The following is a 20670-nucleotide window of genomic DNA, read 5'->3' on the forward strand; positions in this document are numbered from 1 at the left end:
GGTTTATTGTACGATTACAGTGCAAATAACAGCCACAATGTGGTTCGTTTTTAAACAGTCAGATTATCTAAGTGTTGAACTTGATGTTAATTTATCCATTCCAATATTGAATTGTTTGTTTTTGAAACAAAGTACATGTGTCAATACCATTTATAATGCTCTTGCCGTGTATAACTTAAGAAGCTTTGGCTTTTTTACTTTCTTGCTTAGCCACTTCCATTTTAATATCAGTCACTATGGCATCGGCCAATGCGCTACTTTGTCCGTTAAATACCCCGCCTTTATCAATCACTAAGTCGTTGCTTAACAATTTGCCCGTAGCAACACCCGTGGATTTTACCGCGATAGAGTCACTATGACATTCACCATTAAATTTCCCACTTACCGATACAATCTTGCTGTGTAATTTTCCTGTGAAAATGCCACTTTTTCCAATCGTTACGCTGCTATTGGAATAAACGTCTCCTTCAACGCTTCCGTCGATATGGAGGTGTCCTTCAATTCTGATGGTGCCTTTAATTGCGACTCCAGCTGCGATAACAGAGGTGCTGGTAGCGTGCTTAGATTGTGCAGTTGAAGATTTAAATAATCCCATGGAACATCCTTTACTATGTGAAAAATTGAGTCGAAATCACCGATATGCCAATTCATAAAGGGCTTCGGATCTAATGATTTGTTTAAAAAACGAATTTCGTAATGTAAGTGTGGCGCCGTACTCGCGCCAGAATTTCCACTTAACGCGATTAATTGCCCTTTCTTAACAAATTGGCCATTTTTTACTTTAAGTGTTTTTAGATGCGCATATAACGTCATAAAACCCAATCCATGAGTAATGCGGATCATATTGCCATAACCTTCATTATGGTTTTTTCGCGTATATTCAACAAAACCATCGGCTGGCGCATACACGGGCGTCCCGTTACGGGCGCTTAAATCAATGCCACGATGTTTAGAACGGCGCAGGCTAATAGGATGCAAACGCTTACCGTAACTCGAAGAAATACGATGATAATCAAGTGGTTTACCGTTAGGCAACCAATTGAGCATATTTAAACGATGCTTGTAACTCAAGCTCGCCAACTCAATACGAGAGAAGTAATCAGGGTTATGTAATTGCTCTGCTTCTTGGTCTGTTTCGGACACCAATTGCTCCAATAAACCAATGCGCGCGTCCACCGCTTCGAACAGTTCATTGCTTTGGCCTACATCGGCGCTCAGTGACAGATTTGCTTGAAACAAGCTTTCGTTATTACTTTGTAATGTTTTCACATTACCCAGCAAAGAAAACATGCTTTCACTCTGCTTTGAATTAACATTAACCAGCAACTTCAAGCTAACAATAAGCGCAATCAGAACCACCACAATTATCATAGCAGTCCACTGCGTTTTGCGCCGATTAAGTCGCAATGAATAACTGCGACGATGCGTTGAAAATGAGAAGTAAAATGAATTTTCCACGTGAGATCCTAAATATCCTATAATAGGTAACAATCCGCTTTTATAAAGCGGTTCTTAGAAACTATTATATGCTATTTTTACAGAAAAAATCCGTTAAAAACAGTATTAGCCACTAATTTTAACAACGTTAATGCTTGTATTTCCTCCGTTTACTCTACATTTGCTTTTAATTTATTCACCCGTTTTTATTATGATTTTGTTATGATGAACGCATAACTAGATTTAATGAAATCAATTAATAAGATAAAGGAATTCAACATGCCACAGTATCGTTCAAAAACATCAACACATGGCCGTAATATGGCAGGTGCTCGTGCCCTATGGCGCGCAACGGGCGTTAAAGATGATGATTTCGGTAAACCAATCATTGCTATCGCTAACTCGTTCACTCAATTTGTACCGGGCCACGTTCATCTAAAAGACATGGGCCAATTAGTTGCTCGTGAAATCGAAAAAGCGGGTGGTATCGCTAAAGAATTTAACACAATTGCGATTGATGATGGTATTGCGATGGGTCACTCGGGCATGCTTTACAGCTTACCGTCACGTGATTTGATTGCTGATTCAATCGAATACATGGTTAATGCACATTGTGCAGATGCAATTGTCTGTATCTCTAACTGTGACAAAATCACACCGGGAATGCTAATGGCAGGTTTACGCCTTAACATCCCAGTGATCATGGTCTCAGGTGGACCAATGGAAGCCGGTAAAACCAAACTTTCAGACCAAATCATCAAATTAGACTTAGTTGATGCAATGGTAATGGGGGCAGATAAGAATATTTCAGACGAAGACGTTGCAAAAGTAGAGCGTAGCGCTTGTCCGACCTGTGGCTCATGTTCAGGTATGTTTACTGCAAACTCAATGAACTGTTTAACCGAAGCATTAGGCTTATCACTGCCAGGTAACGGTTCAATGCTTGCAACACATGCTGATCGCGAGCAACTGTTTTTAGATGCAGGCCGACGCATTGTTGAAGTGACTAAACGCCACTACGAACAAGATGACTACACTGTATTACCACGTTCAATTGCTTGTCGTAAGGCCTTTGAAAACGTAATGGCACTGGATATCGCGATGGGGGGGTCAACGAACACTATTTTGCATCTACTCGCCTGCGCACAAGAAGCAGAATTAGACTTTACGGTTGCCGATATGGACAAAATGTCTCGTCGTATTCCACAGCTATGTAAAGTTGCCCCTTCTACGCCAGAATACCATATGGAAGATGTACATCGCGCCGGTGGTGTAATGGCTATTTTAGGTGAATTAGACAGAGCGGGTTTATTACACAGTGATATTCCAACGATTCTTAGCCCGACGATGAAAGAGCAGTTAGCGCATTACGATATCATGCAAACTAAAGACCAAGCTGTCATTGATTTTTACCGCGCAGGCCCTGCAGGCATTCGTACTGTACGCGCATTTAGTCAGTCTTGCCGTTGGGATACTGTGGATAATGACCGTAAGAATGGTTGTATCCGCTCGCTTGAAAACGCTTTCAGTACTGAAGGTGGTTTAGCGGTATTGTTTGGTAATATGGCCGTTGATGGCGCAGTGGTTAAAACAGCCGGTGTTGATGACGATAACCTTACCTTTACAGGTCCAGCAAAAGTATACGAAAGCCAAGATGATGCCGTTGAAGCTATCTTAGGCGGTAAAGTTGTATCGGGTGATGTGGTTGTTATTCGTTACGAAGGCCCACAAGGTGGTCCAGGTATGCAAGAAATGCTTTACCCAACCAGTTACCTTAAATCAATGGGACTTGGCAAAGAGTGTGCCTTAATCACCGATGGTCGTTTCTCTGGCGGTACTTCAGGTCTTTCAATTGGTCACGTTTCACCAGAAGCGGCGGCTGGCGGTGTAGTTGGTTTAATCAAAAATGGCGACATTATTGATATCAACATTCCAACACGTGAAATGAACTTAAAAGTATCTGATGAAGAACTTGCAGAGCGTCGCGTTCAACAAGACGTTATCGGTTGGAAAGCAATCGGTCGTGTTCGTCCTCTTACTGCCGCGTTAAAAGTTTACGCTATGATGGCAACATCAGCCGATAAAGGCGCAGTGCGCGATATCAGAAAACTAAGATAAGCTAACAGCTAACTCAGTATCAAAGCCAGTTTCGTTCATTCGTTACTGGCTTTTAAATTTTACCTTAATGCCCAGCTAGAAATAGAAAAGCAACTAATAAATTCAGTTCCCTCTAACGAACAAAATACCGACCTATACTCTCCCCCTCATGAGTATTAATAAATAAACCATCATAAAGTGACTTGATACTGAAATAACAATATAAAATAATTACTTAAGAAGTATTTAGCAAAGAAATGCCTTTGTTTAATTAAAATCAAAAAGATAAAATACACATCTCTTGTCAACTAGCGCTTCATTAGGCAAACACCAGCAGAGGTGATAAATGGTGCAACAAACATTACAGATAATAAAAGATAAAAAAATGCAACATATTCGCATTGGTGAATGGCTTGCAGTTATTGATGAAAATAAAATAATTAAAGAAAGCTGTACTATTAACCTCAAACCACAAGTAATGAACTTATTGGTTTTCATGGCATTAAACCCAAGTACAGTATTAAGTACAGAAAAACTGCTCAACGCCCTATGGCCAGGAAGGGTCGTGTCAGACTCTTCTGTTTACCAAAGCATTGCACAGCTACGCAAAGCGTTAGGTAACAGAGTAGGAGAAGAAAAGTATATATCGACCATTCCTAAGAAAGGTTATAAATTAAATGCGTCGGTGGAAATATTAGATATAAAAGAACAAAAAGAGCGAGAAAACCAGCCGAACTCTCCCCCCCCAAAAAAATTACCGCCAGCTAAAGTGAATAAAAAGCATCTTAGAACTAAATTAAAAAAACAAAAAACACAAATCCTTTACTTTATTATCTTTTCCTTAATCGTTATCAGCTGCATATTAAGCTTTAAATTACACGCAGAAAAACCTGCTCTGCTCATTCTCGCGATCACACCAATACATAGGCCAGATGCCGAAGATCCTAGCTATAAAACGTTAGATTTTGCTTCCGAAAGTTTAGTAAATAGCTTTGCTAACTTAAAAAAAATGCAAGTGATTAACTTTAGATTATGTAACGAATTACAGCTCAAAAATAATTGCAAGGTACGTAATCAAGAACTAAGTCGATACGATTACATCTTATCATTAAGTGTGAATGTCAAAACGCAATGGGAGTTTGATATGCGCCTAGATTTAATTGATTCCAACACAGACTTTCAAATATGGTCTAAATATTATCAGGTCGATAAAAACAATCATGAATATGTTAATAATGAGATCCTGCAAAATGTTTTTAAGTTACTAGTTAAAGATCAACCTATACCCGATTTCCCAAAATATAATGATGCTTTAAGAGCCTATTATAATTTTCCACCTGCAGAGTCGCAGGCAATAAAAAAAGCATTTATGGAAAGAAAAAAAGAGTATTTAGGAGGATAAACACAACCAATAAAAACTAGCGTACCAATGTACGCTAGTTTTTATTTAATCAATCAAACTTTTAATCCAGACCTTAGACTGTATCCGCCAAGTAGATAGAACCACCTTAATAATTTCTTCGGAAAAGATGGCTAAATATACGATGGCTAACGAAACCTCAGTATAAAAAGCTAATACTGTAACTAGAGGAATCCCAATAACCCACTGCGCAAAAACATCCTGATAAAGACAGAATTTATTGTCCCCTCCCGATCGCAATACACCAATGATCATGCTTAAGGGCAGACTACGAATGACCACCCCTAACGCGAGTAGATTATAAAATGACTGGCTAATTGCTAATGTTTCTTCATCTAAACCTGAAAAAAGTCTAAACACATAGGGAGAGAGTAAAAGCATGGTAGCCGCAGTGATCACGCCAACGAATAAACTTAACATAGTTGCAAGCCAAGCATGCTGATAAGTACGCTCAGTGTCTCCCGAACCAATCTCATTACCCAATACCACAGAGGTTGCTGTTGCCACTCCAATTAACAGCGCCGTTGCCATTGACTCAACTGGGATCATAACCGTAAGCGAAGCTAATGCTTGAGTATTTATATGCCCAAAAATAACGCTGTAGAAAAATAACCCTGCAGAATAGATCAGCATATTGATGGTCACCGGAGCAGATAGTTTAATTAATTTAAACAACTCAGAGCGTTGAAACGAGTGAAAAACATCGCTAGGACGCAAAGCAAGAATGTTGTTTTTTATATAAATATACAGTAGCAACAAAGAAATTTCGACAGAACAACTGATTAAGGTTGCAATTGCAGCCCCTTCAATACCCATTGCAGCAAACCCGAAGTGACCAAATATAAGGATGTAATTAAGTACGATATTCAGCGCGACACCAATACAACTAAAAAAAGTACTAATGCCAGCTTGATTAATCGACCTTAATCCAGCTGCATATATCACCCCAATAGCTGAAAATAACATCGCTAATGACGTTATTTTTAAATAACCCGCTCCGCGTTCAATGACATCATTCGCTTCGGTAGATATTCCCATAATGCTATGCGGGAAAAAATAAAAACTAAACGCAATTAAAGCGCCTATAAATAATGAGCACATTAAGGTTAAAGAGAAAGTTTGCTTCAAACCATTAAGCTCTTTTTTACCCCAATATTGCGCCAGTAAAATCCCCCCGCCCGTTGCCACCCCGATAAATAATAAAATAGCAATGTAAGAGACCCGACCCGCCACTCCAATCGCTGCCACTTCAGTATCGCCTAACTGGCCGAGCATCATAATATCAACCAAATTTCTGGAGGAAAATAGCAAAACTTGTAAACTAATTGGAAAAGCAATTAAAATTAATTGCTTGATAAATTTTATGTTATTAGCTGAATACATTAATTAACTTCCTTAATGTTATTCAGTAGCAAAGACATGTATTGAGCATGCTCCCCATAAGCAGTAGTATCCAAAAACTTATCACTTTCAACAAAGCCTAAACCTTGCCAAAAAAGACTTAAACCATTAACAGCCACTAATGAAATTTGCACATAACCCAATTCAGCAGCGCTGTGTTTAAGCTGTTGAAACAGATTTTTAGCCAGCCCACCTCCACGATGAGTCGAATCAATCACTAAGTCATGTAGATGTAAGTTAGTTGATTGATAAGATCTCTGTTCAGCCATACCTAATACAGGAAAATGTAAATGAGGGTACGCCAAAGCTAATACATAACCAATGAGTTTACTTTCATTTTCTAACGCCAAACAGGTTTGTCTTGAAAGATTAAATTTTGAATGTAATACGGCTTCCCCTTCCACCAAAGACTCACTGTAGGCCTGCCCTTCTAATTCCAGTAGAGCAGGCCAATCAAATTCAGTTATCTGTCTAATATTCATTACTAACTTCACTGTACTCAACATCTAAAGAAACAACAGATAACTTAGATTTAAGTTCATTTAATCGTGTATTGTTTTTAATACGTGATTCAATATCAGCACTATGAATAAAGTGATGTTTTAATGGTTCAAAACCATTAAAACCTTGCGTGGTATAACTGGTGGAATAAGCGCCACAAGAAAGTAACCAAACAGGATCACCCGATTTTAAGTTTTGAGGTATCGAGATTAAATGTTCCTCACTATTAAATACATCATCGCTATCGCAGGTCGGTCCAGCAACAATGGCAGAAACCTGTGAGGTCTCATTATTACCAGGAAAAACCATACGATATTGCAAGGCATCGGTCTCATATAATCCATTAAACTTGCCACAGCTTAGATATAACCAATTTTGTTTTTCGCCGTTCATTTGCTCACGCTCAGTAAGACGGGTGACATGTGCTCGAATCACTCCTTGGTCTGCAACTAATGCACGTCCTGGCTCCATCATAAAGCGAATTGGATAACCCGCCTGTTGCTGTATTTTTTTTATGCCATCGCGGATAGCTGCAAAAATGTCATCCACCGGAGGAGTCAGATTTTTACCTGTTTTATCCATATAACCGATAGCAGGAAAACCACCACCAATATTGATGTATTTCAGATTAATACCTTTGCTTTTTAATTGCATAAGCGTTTCTCCAACATAGGTCAAAAAATCAACCCAAGATTTCGCTTTCATTTGCTGCGAGCCTATATGTGCCGATAATCCAGCAGGCACTAATCCTGCAATTTTAGCTTTTGTTAGAATATTAATCGCATCCGTATTTGAACAACCAAATTTTCGGCTTAATCCCCATACAGCCCCTTTACCATTGGTTGCTAAACGGCAAAAAACATGGCTACCAGGTGCATTAGTTGCTATCGCTTGCATATCCGCCATATTGTCGGTAACAAAATCAGTAATACCCAGAGAAAAAGCTTGCTGAATTTGTTGGTCTGATTTGATGGTATTACCATAGTGAATTTTATTAATCTGCGCGCCAGTCTTTATCGCCTGCAATATTTCATTAGGACTCGCAGCATCAAATCCAGAGCCTTTATTTGCCAGGCAATTAAGCACAGGTGTTAACGGGCAGGATTTAATCGCAAAGCGAATTTCAACGCTAGGTAAGCGCGATTGAAGTTCATCATATTTCATTTCCACTCCAGGTAGGTCAAAGAGGATTTTATCTTGATTACCTAATTCGAGTGCCTGTTTCATTTGTGTATTTAACATTTTATTTTTCCTTACTAGTAATTACTAAATTTGAATTGATATCCATAAGTTGTGCAGTTTTACTCAGTATTGGCCAGTGCTGACTTAACAAAGCAAAGTCATGCATATCTTGTTTGGCTTGCTCGACTAATTGATCCGATTCGACAATTAACAAATCAGAAAATTTTGTATATCTGCCTCCGAGATTTTTATACTCCTCGATCAACACCTGTATTTTGTCTCTATTTTGTTGCTGGTTTATGGTTGTGCTCTGCTCAATTAAAGTCACTAATTGCGCACTGTTTACTTGATAGTCATTATCTAATAACGATTGCCCTTGCTCTTCCATTGCACTGTAAATAGCGTAAAAGTAAGGCATTGATAAAAAGAATTTAACCAAGCGAAATTGGTAGTCCATAAAACCTGTATCGGTACGTCTTTCTGGAGTGTAAAAATTTTCAATATGGCGGTTGTGCACCACCCCGGGTAACTTAGTATCGTGAATAAGGTGCAAAAGAAAATAATCAGAGCCAATAACACATTTTGCAGGTGGTAACGGCACCGTTTGGTGTACCTTATAAAAACTAACATTGCACATATCAATTTGCATTGGATCAGCACAGCCTAAATATGTTACATCACCGCTAAATTCGGTATTACCACCCCCTTTGAATGACTCATCCACTAACTCTTTCGTTTGCTGCGCGGTTGCATCGTGTGGTGCCCATAGACCAACTATTTTTTGATAAGCAGCGGGATTAATATCATTGATCTCCTGGATATCCACTGACATCTCACCGATAAAAGAGCTGCCTACAATTGAAACTGGCATCGCTTCTTGTTCAACAGTGATGTTAGAATGATCAACACAGTCCAGAACTTGTGAAGCCCGTTTACCTAAAGACATCAGCTCATTATGAATAGGAAATATTTTATTTCCGTTATTAACTTGGTAATGACTATCTGAGTCACGACGATGTATTGAGTCACAGCCTAACGCCGTACTAATTAAAAATGCGCGGTTTGTACAAGCTCCATAGGAAACTTGTGATGGCAGCATTAAATCCATAAATTTATCAATATTGTGCATGCCTGCTTGTATCATTACGTTTTCTAAAAAATTTCCCTGCTCAACGTTATTCAAGTGTTTTGCCTGAATATTTTCAGAGGCTATTAAGTTAGCCACCGCCACTTGGTTAGCGACTAAAGCTTGCCCTTCGGAGGTATCTAATATTAGTAGATAAACAAACACATCAAAGTGCTTAGTCGCATATTGTGCTTCTTCAGCTAATAAAGCGATGGTATTTACACACTCTCGATTAGTGGGTATACATAAACAAATATTTTTCATTATTATCACCTATTCAAATAATTAAGAGTTAGTTCCAGCTATCTAAGCCAAGTAATTTTTTACCTAATGCATTAAGTTCTGCGGGGCCATAGCGAAGTGATTCATGCAGATCCGCGTCTCCCACTAAGGTTTTATTCCACTCGGGGGTGCTTAATGTATTCCAAGAATTAATGCGCGACTCTTTCAATGGTGTATTTTTTTCTAAGGCAGGCATCATCGAAATGTACTGCACTGAACGAATTCCACTCTCTGATAAGTTAGCGGCTACGCCATGCGCAAGAAAACCGTTAAAGATAAGCAAGTCACCCGCTTCAAGTTGCGGTATCACAATAGGGTATTCATTGGGGTCTATTTTCGGACGAAGTGGATCTCTATCTGCTGGCTGAGTTTTTTTCCAAAATTCAAATTTATTAAATAATTCAGGACAACATTGAAAACCTCCCTGCTCAGGTTGAGAGTCATTCAATGCAATAATGCCTTGTACACGTTGTGGCAGGACCTTAAGAGAAGTATCAACATCCCAATGTAGTGATATATCAAAGCCTTTTTCCGTTGCTTTTATTAGCGCGCGATCACGGTTATTTCTATTGGGAGGATTTAAATTAACACGGTCTAAAGTGACCCATAATTCTTCACAATCCCAGATATCCACAAAGGATTGGTAGACACGATCAGCTTGACGGTTATTCCATAAAAGTTGATGTTGGTAAGTTTCAGCAAAACCATAAACATATAAGTCTCGCTCTAGTTCACTAGCAAACTGCTTTTGTGGATACCAAGTGCTTGTATCATTAGTATCTATGCCTTGAAAGTCAGCAACAAAATCAAATGTGCTTTGTGCTTCTTCACTAGAGATTGCATTTTTAATAACAATATAACCGTACTCTTTCCAATGCTTCCAATCCTCTTTAGATAAAACCTTAAGAGGAAACTTCTTCGTTATTTTATGCAGAGGTGTATCTAAGATATAAATTTCACCATCTTCACTAATATATTTGTGATTAACTTCTTTCATAATACTCGCTTCTGTTTTGATTCGATTTAAAAACTGAAGCTAGTTTGTTCTTTAATTTTCGTCTTTTCTTAACCAATTAATAAAATAAAATTGATTTTATTTTATTAATTTTTTATTTAAGAAAAAGGAAATGTTGGTTTTTTGTTAACAGATTGATAAATTAAATGACAATTGAAAGGCACACATAAAACACATAAAAACAGCGTGTTACAAAGAAAAAGACATCAATATAAAAATGTAATTTAAGCATCTAAAAAGTTAAAAAAGATCTAAAATCAACATATTTAGACTTTTAACTCAATTGCATTCCTCTATTTCATATTATGAAACAGATAAGAATAACAAAGTCTCGCTTTGAGTATTACCTTAAAGTGTGTTGTCCATACATTGGAAATATAAGAGGTGTTGGTATCAATCATAGGGATAAATGATAACGCTGAAGGCTAGTTAAGAGGCTCTATTGACTATTTGTAAAGGAATCTTCACTCCGCCTTAATTTCTCTATCCCCCATATAATGCTCACTTAAAATAATATGAATAGCAGGCACAAAAAAACCGCGACAAGCGCGGTTTAATAAACAACTATTTATATCGTTAGATATTATAGAGCGTTAGCTGTTTCAACTACGTTCTTAACTGTGAAACCAAACATTTCAAAAAGTTTATCAGCAGGAGCAGACTCACCGAAGGTAGTCATACCTACAACCGCGCCGTTTAGACCTACGTATTTATACCAGTAATCAGCAATACCCGCTTCGATAGCAACACGCTTAGTAACAGCAGCTGGTAATACAGACTCTTTATATTCAGCAGATTGTAATTCGAATTGCTCAGTACAAGGAATAGAAACAACACGTACCGTTTTACCTTGTGCTGTTAGTTCTTTAGCTGATTGAACTGCTAGTTCAACTTCAGAACCTGTTGCGATTAGGATAATTTCAGCTGGAGTTGCTGAATCAATTAAGACATAACCACCTTTAGCAACGTCAGCTAACTGCTGCGCGTCACGTGCTTGTGGTTTTAGGTTTTGACGGCTGAAGATTAATGAACTTGGTGCATCAAAAGATTCGATTGCAAATTTCCAAGCAACAGCAGATTCAACGCTGTCACATGGACGCCATGTGTTCATGTTTGGTGTTAAACGTAAGCTAGCGATTTGCTCTACTGGCTGATGCGTTGGACCATCTTCACCCAGACCGATTGAGTCATGCGTAAATACTTGAATTGAACGTTGCTTCATTAATGCAGACATACGTAGTGCGTTACGTGCGTATTCCATAAACATTAAGAAAGTAGCGCCGTAAGGTGCAAAACCTCTGTGTAATGCGATACCGTTAATGATAGCGGCCATTGCAAATTCACGTACACCGTAATGGATGTAGTTACCAGATGCATCGTCAGCTGTGATTGCTTTAGTACCAGACCACATTGTTAAGTTAGACGGTGCTAAATCAGCAGAACCACCTAAAAGCTCAGGCAACATTGCACCAAATGCTTCGATACAGTTTTGTGATGCTTTACGTGTTGCGATGTTTGCTTGGTTTGCTTGTAAATCAACAATGTAAGCAGAAGATTTTTCTTCCCACTCAGCGGGTAATTCGTTGCTTACGCGACGTTTGTATTCAGCAGCAAGTTCAGGGTAAGCAGATGCATAAGCAGCAAATTTCTCATCCCAAGATTGCTCAGCAGCTTGACCTTGTGTTTTAGCATCCCAACCAGAATAAACATGCTCAGGAATTTCGAAATCACCGTAGTTCCAACCTAATGCTTTACGTGTAGCAATGATTTCATCAGCGCCTAGTGGAGCACCGTGACAGTCATGTGTACCTTGCTTAGCTGGAGAACCAAAACCGATGATTGTTTTACAACAAATCATTGTAGGTTTAGTTGTTTCCGCTTTTGCAGCAATGATGGCAGCTTTAATCTGTTCAGGGTTATGACCGTCAACAGAGATTACGTGCCAGCCGTAAGACTCGAAACGTTTAGGCGTATCGTCTGTGAACCAACCTTCAACTTCACCATCGATAGAGATGCCGTTGTCATCCCAGAATGCAATTAGTTTACCAAGACCTAATGTACCCGCTAATGAACATGCTTCATGAGAAACACCTTCCATTAAACAACCATCACCTAAGAAAGTGTATGTGTGGTGATCAACAATCTCGTGGCCTTCTTTATTAAAAGAAGCGGCTAATGATTTTTCAGCAATTGCCATACCAACAGCGTTAGTAAGACCTTGGCCTAGTGGACCCGTTGTTGTTTCAACACCCGCAGTGTAACCAAATTCTGGATGACCAGGTGTTTTTGAATGCAGTTGACGGAAATCTTTAAGATCGTCAATTGAAAGATCGTAACCCGTTAGGTGCAATAGAGAGTAAATAAGCATTGAACCGTGGCCGTTAGAAAGAATAAAACGGTCACGATCAGCCCATTCTGGGTTAGTCGGGTTATGCTTTAAAAAATCAGTCCACAATACTTGTGCAATATCTGCCATTCCCATTGGTGCGCCTGGGTGACCAGAATTAGACTTCTGAATGGCATCCATGCTTAAAGCACGAATGGCGTTAGCTAACTCTTGTCTTGAAGGTGTAGACATAAAACTCTCCGATAGGGGTTGGTTGATAAAACAGCGATAATTGCGCGCGATTATCCCAAGATTTGGGGGTGATTTGCAATGAAAAAGTTACAATTTAGTCACATATTTTAACAAAATTATTATCAACACAATGGCGTCACTGATATTGACGAGCTGGGCTATCTATTATTGCAGTCGGTATTAATAAAGAAGAAAGCGAGGGAGTTAAAATAAAAGGACCGAGAGGCCCTAATAAAAAAGGTTAAATTAAGACTGTTGCTCTACATAACCCGTGTCTTTATTGGGACCAAAAACCAAGACAATGCCTTTATCAAAGAGAATTTGCATGGTCTTATCAAAAAAACCGATCGCCTCATCACTGGGCATATGTTTTAAAATAAGTTCAATGGCAATATCACAACCTTCACTTTCAGGCATCGCCGTTAATAGCTCGCCCGAGTCAATAAAATGCAAATAGGTATTTATCTTCTCTTGTAAGGTAAACAGATGCACATTTTTATCATCCCACGTTAAAGGGTCAATAATGGTTAAAAAGATGCGTTTGGCTTCTTTATCTAACCCAATAGCATCAATGCTATCTGTATCAACAACACTCATAGTTTAGCTTCACTTTCGACTGGAAATAATTCACGCCATAGTGTCATGCCACCTTCGACACTATAAGTATCTTCATAACCTTGCTCAGCTAAATATTGCGCGACACCTTTACTGCTGTTGCCATGATAACAAACCACAAAAACCGGTGTTTCAAATTCCACAGCATCAACAAATTCTTTCAGTGTGTCATTATTTAAATTGAAAGCGCCTTTCACATGATCCGCTGCAAATGACTGTTGATCACGTGTATCCACTAAAATAGCTTCTTCACTCTGTAAGCGTTGCTTTGTTTCAGCTATTTCTATTAGCTTAAATGTGGACATATCCATTCCTTTTTTCATAAGTTTTTGCTTAAAATGCATCAAGAGAAGCATATAAAATACTGATATCTCTTTTATCTGCAGGTATCATGCACTAAAATAGCACGTTTGCATATTTCATCACATTTACTCTTATTAAGGTCATTCTATGTTTATAGTCACAGGCGGCGCGGGATTTATCGGTAGCAATATTGTTAAATCGTTAAACGATCGAGGTATTACAGACATTCTTGTTGTAGACGACCTAACAGACGGTGCAAAATTTACTAATCTTGTTGACTTGCAAATTATGGATTACATGGACAAAGATGAGTTCATTACACAAATCGTATCTGGCCAAGACTTTGGTGATGTAGAAGCGATTTTTCATGAAGGTGCTTGCTCTGCAACGACCGAGTGGAATGGTAAATTCATGATGGAAAACAATTACGAATACTCAAAAGATCTACTGCATTACTGTATTGAACGTGACATTGCCTTTTTATATGCATCATCAGCCGCAACCTACGGTGGCAACGATACCTTCAAAGAAGAATTACAATTTGAGAAACCATTAAACGTTTACGGTTACTCAAAATTCCAGTTCGATCAATATGTTCGTCGCATCTGGGATGACGCAAAAGCGCACGGCGAAACCTTGCCACAAATTGTTGGTTTCCGTTACTTCAATGTTTACGGTCCACGCGAACAACATAAAGGCAGTATGGCAAGTGTCGCTTTCCACCTGAACAACCAAATTAATGCCGGCGAAAACGCAAAATTATTTGAAGGCGAACACAAACGTGATTTCGTTTATGTGGGTGATGTTTGTAAAGTAAACTTATGGTTCCTTGATAATGCCGTTTCAGGTATTTTCAATTTAGGCACCGGCCAAGCACAGTCGTTTTTAGAAGTGGGTAAAGCGGTGGTTAAATTCCACAGTGAAGAGAAAGGCAGTAACGCAGAAATCGAGCGTATTGCATTTCCAGACCATTTAAAAGGTCACTACCAAAGCTTCACAGAAGCAGATTTAACGAATTTACGCTCAGCGGGTTATGAGGCGGCGTTTACTTCGGTTGCAGATGGTACTGCTAAATACATGGCTTGGTTAAATAGATAATATAATTAATGAAAATTCTAATTATAGGCCCTTCATGGGTGGGCGATATGGTGATGTCTCAGTCACTTTATATCACTCTAAAGCAACAAAACCCTAACGCGATCATTGATGTGATGGCGCCAGCGTGGTGTAAGCCGATCCTGGGGCGCATGCCTGAAGTGAATCAAGCGATTGAAATGCCATTAGGCCATGGAGACATAGATCTATTCGGCCGTCGTAAGTTAGGAAAACAGCTCAAAGCTAATAATTATACACACGCTTATATCTGCCCTAACTCAGCAAAATCTGCACTTATTCCATGGTTTGCAGGCATCCCTAAGCGTATTGGTTGGAAAGGCGAAATGCGCTATGGACTATTGACTGATTTACGCTCCAATAAAAAATCATTTCAATATATGGTTGAACGCTACGTAGCACTCGCTCATCCAAAACATGAGATGATTAATTCAGAGTCACTTGGTGGATTAACCAACTTACCTCGACCTAAGTTATCTATTAATCCTGAAATACAGCAAGCAACCCTAACAAAATTTTCATTGTTCCGAGACAAGCCAATACTTGGTTTATGTCCTGGTGCTGAATTTGGCCCGGCAAAACAGTGGCCTGTTGAGCATTATGCAAACGTCGCTAATGCAATGATCAATCAAGGTCATCAAGTCTGGTTATTTGGTTCTGTAAAAGACAAAGAAACGACTGAAAAAATAAAGTCATTAGTTGATGCAGATAATCAAAGCGCTGTTTTTAATCTAGCTGGTGAAACAAGTTTGATTGAAGCGGTCGACTTATTAGCTGCTTGTAAAACCGTAGTCAGTAATGATTCAGGTTTAATGCATGTAGCAGCAGCGGTTGGGTGTCATGTAGTGGGGGTCTATGGTTCAACCTCTCCCCAATATACACCACCGTTAGCTGAAAAAGTTGATATTGTAAGCACTGATATTGAATGTCGTCCTTGTTTTAAGCGTGAATGTGAATTTAAACATTTAAAATGTTTAACCAAGCTTAGTCCACAATTAGTTATCGATATAATTAGCACTAAAAATGCCTCGGATGAATCTATAATCCAGGTAACTTTATGTTAATTAGGCTAATTTATACAACATTATTAGCACTACTTTCTCCTATTTTATTGTTTTCTTTGTATAAGAAAAAACCACATAAGCCAGCATTTGGTTCTCGCTGGAAAGAACATTTCGGCTACACACCAACACTAGAAAAAAATGAGCAGCCACTTTGGATTCATGCAGTTTCTGTTGGTGAAGCCATTGCCGCAACGCCATTAATCAAAGCATTAAAAGAGCAGAACCCTAGCCAACCAATTGTAGTAACAACAACAACAAGCACTGGTGCAGAGCAAATTGCCAAACTTGGTGACTTAGTTGATCATCGCTATATGCCCATTGATTTTTCATTTGCAGTTAACGGTTTTTTAAAAGCAGTTAAGCCAAGTAAATTGCTGATTATTGAAACAGAGTTGTGGCCAAATACGTTACATTCCGTTGGTAAAGCTAATATTCCTATTTATGTGGTTAACGCACGTTTATCTGAAAAATCTTGCCAAGGTTACGCCAAAGTTCAGCCTCTTTTTACGGGATTAAGTAAACACTTAACCAAAGTGTTGTGCCAGACTCAAGCAGACGCTGATCGCTTCGAACGTCTGGGAATTAACAAAGAGCGACTGTACGTTACTGGCTCAATCAAATTTGATATTAAAATCTCAGATAACATCAAACAGCAAGGTACAGGTTTACGTAATTTATTAGGCAATGAACGACCGGTATGGATTGCAGCCAGTACCCATGAAGGTGAAGATCAGCAAGTGCTTGATGCACACCAAGAGATATTAAAAGTACACCCTACAGCACTTTTGATTTTGGTTCCCCGCCACCCTGAACGCTTTGATAATATGTTTGAACTGACCAAACGATCTGGATTCAATTGCATAAGACGCACCTCAAATGAAAATATCACCGAAGATGCTCAAGTCTACCTTGGTGATACCATGGGTGAAATGCTTGTCCTTATGGGGGCTGCAGATGTCTGCTTCATGGGCGGAAGCTTACTTGGTGATAAAGTAGGAGGGCATAATGTATTAGAACCTGCTGCACTAGGTGTCCCTGTAGTGATAGGGCCGAGCTATTATAATTTTAAAGGGATTGTAGAAGAGCTATTATTAGAACAAGGAATTTTAGTTTGTAAGCATAAAGAAATTCACAACACAGTATCTCAGCTAATTACAAATAAAAACAATTGTAGTGCGATAAAGCTTGCGGCCCAGACTGTTGTACAATGTAATCAAGGGTCTCTAAAACGTACCATTACACTTAGTCAATAATTATATTTACCTCACTGGATTAGGCTTTTATGAACGTATTTCTTGTCACTTCACCTTTTCAATATATTTGCGCTAACGAAGCAAGAGAGACCTATAAAACTAAAAATAACCTCCTAGTACTTATTGAGCAAAATAATCCAATCGGTCAAAAACAGATGAGCGCACTGTTCAATGAACAGGACTGGGATACCGTGATTAGCTTCCCTCGTAATAGACGGACATCTATCACTCCAAAAATAATCAAAGCCATAAACCAGCTATGTAGTAGCAATCTAGAAACTCTATTCTACAGTGAGTATTTCGCATGGCGTTCAAAGCTTATAATCCGCAACTTACCCTTTAGAAAGCACATATTTTTTGACGACGGCACCATGACATTTTTTGATTACTACGATCATATAGAGCCCAAGAATACTTTTTATCGCCCAAGATGGTTACAAGACTTCCAACTTCGTTTACAAGGAATAAAACCCATTGGTAAACTCATTTTTTTTGAGAATACAGAAATTTTTTCAATTTTTAAATTTCCAAACTGCGTTATAAAATATAGAGAAAATACTCTTGAAACGTTAAAATCCAATGTTGAACATCAAACAACACAGTTCACTCCTTACGATATATTCATAGGACAAGGCAGCGTTGATGAAAAAGGCCGAATTAATATCGATGAATATATCGAGATGATTAAATCATCACAGAAAGGTTCTGATTACCCAGTGTTATACATTCCACACAGAACAGAGTCTACTCATGTTTCAGAGCAAGTAAAAAAACTAAAAAATATTACATATCACCAGCCAAGTTACCCAATTGAAATTGAATTATCAAAAAGTAGGATCATGCCTAAAAATATTATCGGTTTATCCTCCACTGCGCTTTACACATTATCCAAAATTTATCCTAGCTCATCGATTCAATTAGTTGATCAAAAATCAGCTGCACAAGGTGAGCGAGATAAACGCATACAAAATTATTTAAATAATTACTTCCTCTCCACTGACAATTAGAAAAAGTTAAGAAGAAAAAACCAAAAAAACACGCTAGTTTCCAGCTATTTAAACGATGACATTTAAGGTATTTTATAATTATGCCACAGTACAATCTTTCAAAAAAAGAGCGATTTATCTTAGATAAATACGGTTATTTGCTCGCAGACCGAAAACGTGGAAAGAAAACATTTAATCCATATTTAATCTTTAAATTAAATTATCTACGACGCAAAACATGCCGTGACAAACATGGTAAGTTTAAAGAAGGTTATCGATACATCTCAGATAAATTATTCGGCTTCACTGTAGGTAAATACTCAACAGGTTATGAACAATTTTGGAAGCAAACCCCCTTAATTGAATCAATTGGCGCATTCTGCAATATTTCTGCTGATAACGTAACAGTAGCAGGCAATCACCCAATATCAATGGTCTCTACCAACACATTCTCCTACAGTAAAAAAATCGGTTTTATAGAACAAGATAAACCGATTAGTCACATTGCAAATACCCGAAAAATAAATATTGGTAATGATGTTTGGATCGGAGCAAACGTTATTTTATTACCAGGGATAACGATTGGCCATGGTGCTATCATTGCAGCTGGTGCAGTAGTAAGTAAAGACGTTGCACCTTACGCAATTGTCGGAGGGATACCTGCAAAATTAATTAAATATCGATTTGAATCATCCATAATTGATAAGCTAATAAAATCACAATGGTGGAGCTGGAATGATGAAAAGATTAAACGTCATATCCCATACATGGACACACCTCAAGTTTTCCTAGAAAATATTGAAACGCAATAAAAAAGGCCTAACGGCCTTTTTTATTACAAACTAAATCCATCATCAACAATAATGTTTTGTCCCGTGACATAGCGAGATTGTTCTGATAATAAAAACAAAACAGATCCAACAACCTCTTTTACATCAAGCATACCTGCACCATGTGTTTTGGCCTTATATGCTTCTAAAAAAGCATCAGGTTGATGATCAAAAATACCACCAGGGCTTACACAGTTAATGCGGAAACGGCTGTCATTAATATAAGCGACCGTATATTTATTAAGGTGCTGAATAGCCGATTTTATTGCAGCATACTCAACAGGCATGGTCATTGGAGTATTGTCATAAATTTCAAATTTAGGCGCAACAACACCATAGATTGATGAAATATTCACTAAAGAGAGTGGATTTTCATGTTGCTTAAAATAGTTTGCACACTGCTGAGTAAATAAGAATGCACTGCCTAAATGCAGCGATAAGTTTTCATTGAAACTTTCTAATGAAACATCAAAAAAGTGCGCTCCATAGGTTTTATTTCTTGGATAGGTCGAATTTACCGCACCATCAATCTCTGTATATGTCGAAAACAATTGACTGACACTATCTTCACTCGTCACATCTAATGTCGTAAGCGTTAAGTTATCAGTTGTAGTGTCTATCCCTAGAGAGTCTAAACGGGCTGTCATTGCCTCTATATGAATATCAGCAGCAATAACCTTACCACCCTGAGCAAGAATTGCGGGCACTAAGCGCGTCCCTAGCAAGCCACCAGCACCAGCAATCAATATTGTTTTGTTTTCTAATAACTTATTCATTAATCATTATCCTGTAAAATAGCTTCTGCCATTCTAAAATCATAAATATCATCAATATCCACAGCTCGTACTTTCGGCACTTCAATACTCGTTACTTTGCCCGAAAATAGCCCGTAGTTGTTTAATACAAACTGCGGAGTTGTTGCATAAACAACGGTTGTTATATCGAAAACGTCAGGAGCATCTTGACGACGAGTAACATCTGACTCTGGTTTATTCACCAACTCAACTAATCCGTCTTGAGTGCTTTTAACCATGTTAAAGAAAGGGCTGCGACTTGCAGGTGTCACCGAAATACAAATATCAGCATCCACTTTTTTACGTTTCTCGATTGCTGCTTCTACATCTTCTATTCCACGTAGTGGACTTGTCGCAGGCAAACTAACAAAGCCATCAAATTTCCCGTACTTCGCTTCTGCCCACACAATTGCATGACGCCAAGAAAGCCATTCAGGACTAGTATCTGTTGCCAGTTCAGCAGGTCTTTCAATTAAAATAGCGCCTGATTCGATGGCAACTTTAGCAATATTATGATCATCGGTTGAAACAAATACTTTATCGATTGATGGTGAAGCAATTGCGCTATCAATGGAATATTGTAATAGTGGTTTTCCAGCTAAGGGTTTGATATTTTTTCCCGGTAGCCCCTTCGAGCCTCCTCGAGCAAAAACAAATGCAAAATTTTTCATTT

18 protein-coding genes and 1 pseudogene are annotated in these 20670 nt (G+C 38.5%); 7 read left to right on the forward strand and 12 right to left on the reverse strand.

Features of this window, described 5'->3' with window-relative positions; all coding sequences use genetic code 11:
• Window positions 1-175 precede the first annotated feature (175 nt).
• Window positions 176-538 (reverse strand): bactofilin family protein, encoded by a 363-nt coding sequence (locus CXF74_RS22675; protein ID WP_232772566.1) that lies wholly within the window; start codon window positions 536-538, stop codon window positions 176-178.
• Window positions 439-1458, reverse strand: a complete 1020-nt coding sequence (locus CXF74_RS17210; protein ID WP_101083764.1) for a M23 family metallopeptidase — start codon at window positions 1456-1458, stop codon at window positions 439-441. The genes CXF74_RS22675 and CXF74_RS17210 overlap by 100 nt, the downstream gene beginning before the upstream one ends.
• 258 nt (window positions 1459-1716) lie before the next feature.
• On the opposite strand from CXF74_RS17210, the gene ilvD reads away from it, so the two are divergent.
• Both ilvD and CXF74_RS17220 read left to right on the forward strand, forming a co-directional pair.
• Window positions 1717-3555: a dihydroxy-acid dehydratase gene (gene ilvD / locus CXF74_RS17215; protein WP_101083765.1), complete on the forward strand. Its 1839-nt coding sequence runs from the start codon at window positions 1717-1719 to the stop codon at window positions 3553-3555.
• Window positions 3556-3880: 325 nt separating this feature from the next.
• On the forward strand, window positions 3881-4936 hold the full coding sequence (locus CXF74_RS17220; protein WP_101083766.1) for a winged helix-turn-helix domain-containing protein: 1056 nt from the start codon (window positions 3881-3883) through the stop codon (window positions 4934-4936).
• A gap of 45 nt (window positions 4937-4981) precedes the next feature.
• On the opposite strand, the gene CXF74_RS17225 is transcribed toward CXF74_RS17220, so the two are convergent.
• The 8 genes from CXF74_RS17225 to glpE all read right to left on the reverse strand — a co-directional run bounded on the left by CXF74_RS17225 (window position 4982) and on the right by glpE (window position 13959).
• On the reverse strand, window positions 4982-6337 hold the full coding sequence (locus CXF74_RS17225; protein WP_101083767.1) for an MATE family efflux transporter: 1356 nt from the start codon (window positions 6335-6337) through the stop codon (window positions 4982-4984).
• Window positions 6337-6837, reverse strand: a complete 501-nt coding sequence (locus tag CXF74_RS17230) for a GNAT family N-acetyltransferase (RefSeq protein ID WP_157822440.1) — start codon at window positions 6835-6837, stop codon at window positions 6337-6339. Before CXF74_RS17230 ends, CXF74_RS17225 begins: the two co-directional genes overlap by 1 nt.
• A complete protein-coding gene (locus tag CXF74_RS17235; RefSeq protein WP_101083769.1) occupies window positions 6827-8098 on the reverse strand; it encodes a type III PLP-dependent enzyme in 1272 nt (423 codons plus the stop codon). The genes CXF74_RS17230 and CXF74_RS17235 overlap by 11 nt, the downstream gene beginning before the upstream one ends.
• Window position 8099: 1 nt before the next feature.
• Window positions 8100-9428 (reverse strand): DUF6271 family protein, encoded by a 1329-nt coding sequence (locus CXF74_RS17240; protein WP_198552904.1) that lies wholly within the window; start codon window positions 9426-9428, stop codon window positions 8100-8102.
• A gap of 28 nt (window positions 9429-9456) precedes the next feature.
• Complete coding sequence (locus CXF74_RS17245) at window positions 9457-10443, reverse strand: phytanoyl-CoA dioxygenase family protein (RefSeq protein WP_101083770.1); 987 nt, start codon at window positions 10441-10443, stop codon at window positions 9457-9459.
• Window positions 10444-11044: 601 nt separating this feature from the next.
• Window positions 11045-13039, reverse strand: a complete 1995-nt coding sequence (gene tkt, locus CXF74_RS17250; RefSeq protein ID WP_101083771.1) for a transketolase — start codon at window positions 13037-13039, stop codon at window positions 11045-11047.
• Window positions 13040-13285: 246 nt separating this feature from the next.
• A complete protein-coding gene (locus CXF74_RS17255; RefSeq protein ID WP_101083772.1) occupies window positions 13286-13636 on the reverse strand; it encodes a DUF6572 domain-containing protein in 351 nt (116 codons plus the stop codon).
• Window positions 13633-13959 carry a thiosulfate sulfurtransferase GlpE gene (glpE, locus tag CXF74_RS17260; RefSeq protein WP_101083773.1) on the reverse strand — a complete coding sequence of 109 codons (327 nt, stop codon included), beginning with the start codon at window positions 13957-13959 and terminating at the stop codon, window positions 13633-13635. The genes CXF74_RS17255 and glpE overlap by 4 nt, the downstream gene beginning before the upstream one ends.
• 145 nt (window positions 13960-14104) lie before the next feature.
• On the opposite strand from glpE, the gene rfaD reads away from it, so the two are divergent.
• The 5 genes and pseudogenes from rfaD to CXF74_RS23150 all read left to right on the forward strand — a co-directional run.
• A complete protein-coding gene (rfaD, locus tag CXF74_RS17265) occupies window positions 14105-15055 on the forward strand; it encodes an ADP-glyceromanno-heptose 6-epimerase (protein WP_101083774.1) in 951 nt (316 codons plus the stop codon).
• Window positions 15056-15063: 8 nt separating this feature from the next.
• Window positions 15064-16134, forward strand: a complete 1071-nt coding sequence (gene waaF, locus CXF74_RS17270; RefSeq protein ID WP_101083775.1) for a lipopolysaccharide heptosyltransferase II — start codon at window positions 15064-15066, stop codon at window positions 16132-16134.
• A complete protein-coding gene (gene waaA, locus CXF74_RS17275) occupies window positions 16128-17387 on the forward strand; it encodes a lipid IV(A) 3-deoxy-D-manno-octulosonic acid transferase (protein ID WP_101083776.1) in 1260 nt (419 codons plus the stop codon). The genes waaF and waaA overlap by 7 nt, the downstream gene beginning before the upstream one ends.
• Window positions 17388-17416: 29 nt before the next feature.
• Complete coding sequence (locus tag CXF74_RS17280) at window positions 17417-18394, forward strand: polysialyltransferase family glycosyltransferase (RefSeq protein WP_101083777.1); 978 nt, start codon at window positions 17417-17419, stop codon at window positions 18392-18394.
• A gap of 500 nt (window positions 18395-18894) precedes the next feature.
• Window positions 18895-19185: pseudogene (locus CXF74_RS23150) on the forward strand (CatB-related O-acetyltransferase); the annotation flags it as partial.
• Window positions 19186-19208: 23 nt separating this feature from the next.
• Here the strand turns inward: CXF74_RS23150 and CXF74_RS17290 are convergent.
• Window positions 19209-19979 (reverse strand): oxidoreductase, encoded by a 771-nt coding sequence (locus CXF74_RS17290; RefSeq protein WP_101083778.1) that lies wholly within the window; start codon window positions 19977-19979, stop codon window positions 19209-19211.
• On the reverse strand, window positions 19979-20668 hold the full coding sequence (locus tag CXF74_RS17295) for an acylneuraminate cytidylyltransferase family protein (RefSeq protein ID WP_101083779.1): 690 nt from the start codon (window positions 20666-20668) through the stop codon (window positions 19979-19981). Before CXF74_RS17295 ends, CXF74_RS17290 begins: the two co-directional genes overlap by 1 nt.
• Window positions 20669-20670 lie beyond the last annotated feature (2 nt).

This window comes from Psychromonas sp. Urea-02u-13 (assembly GCF_002835995.1).
Classification (GTDB): Bacteria; Pseudomonadota; Gammaproteobacteria; order Enterobacterales; family Psychromonadaceae; genus Psychromonas.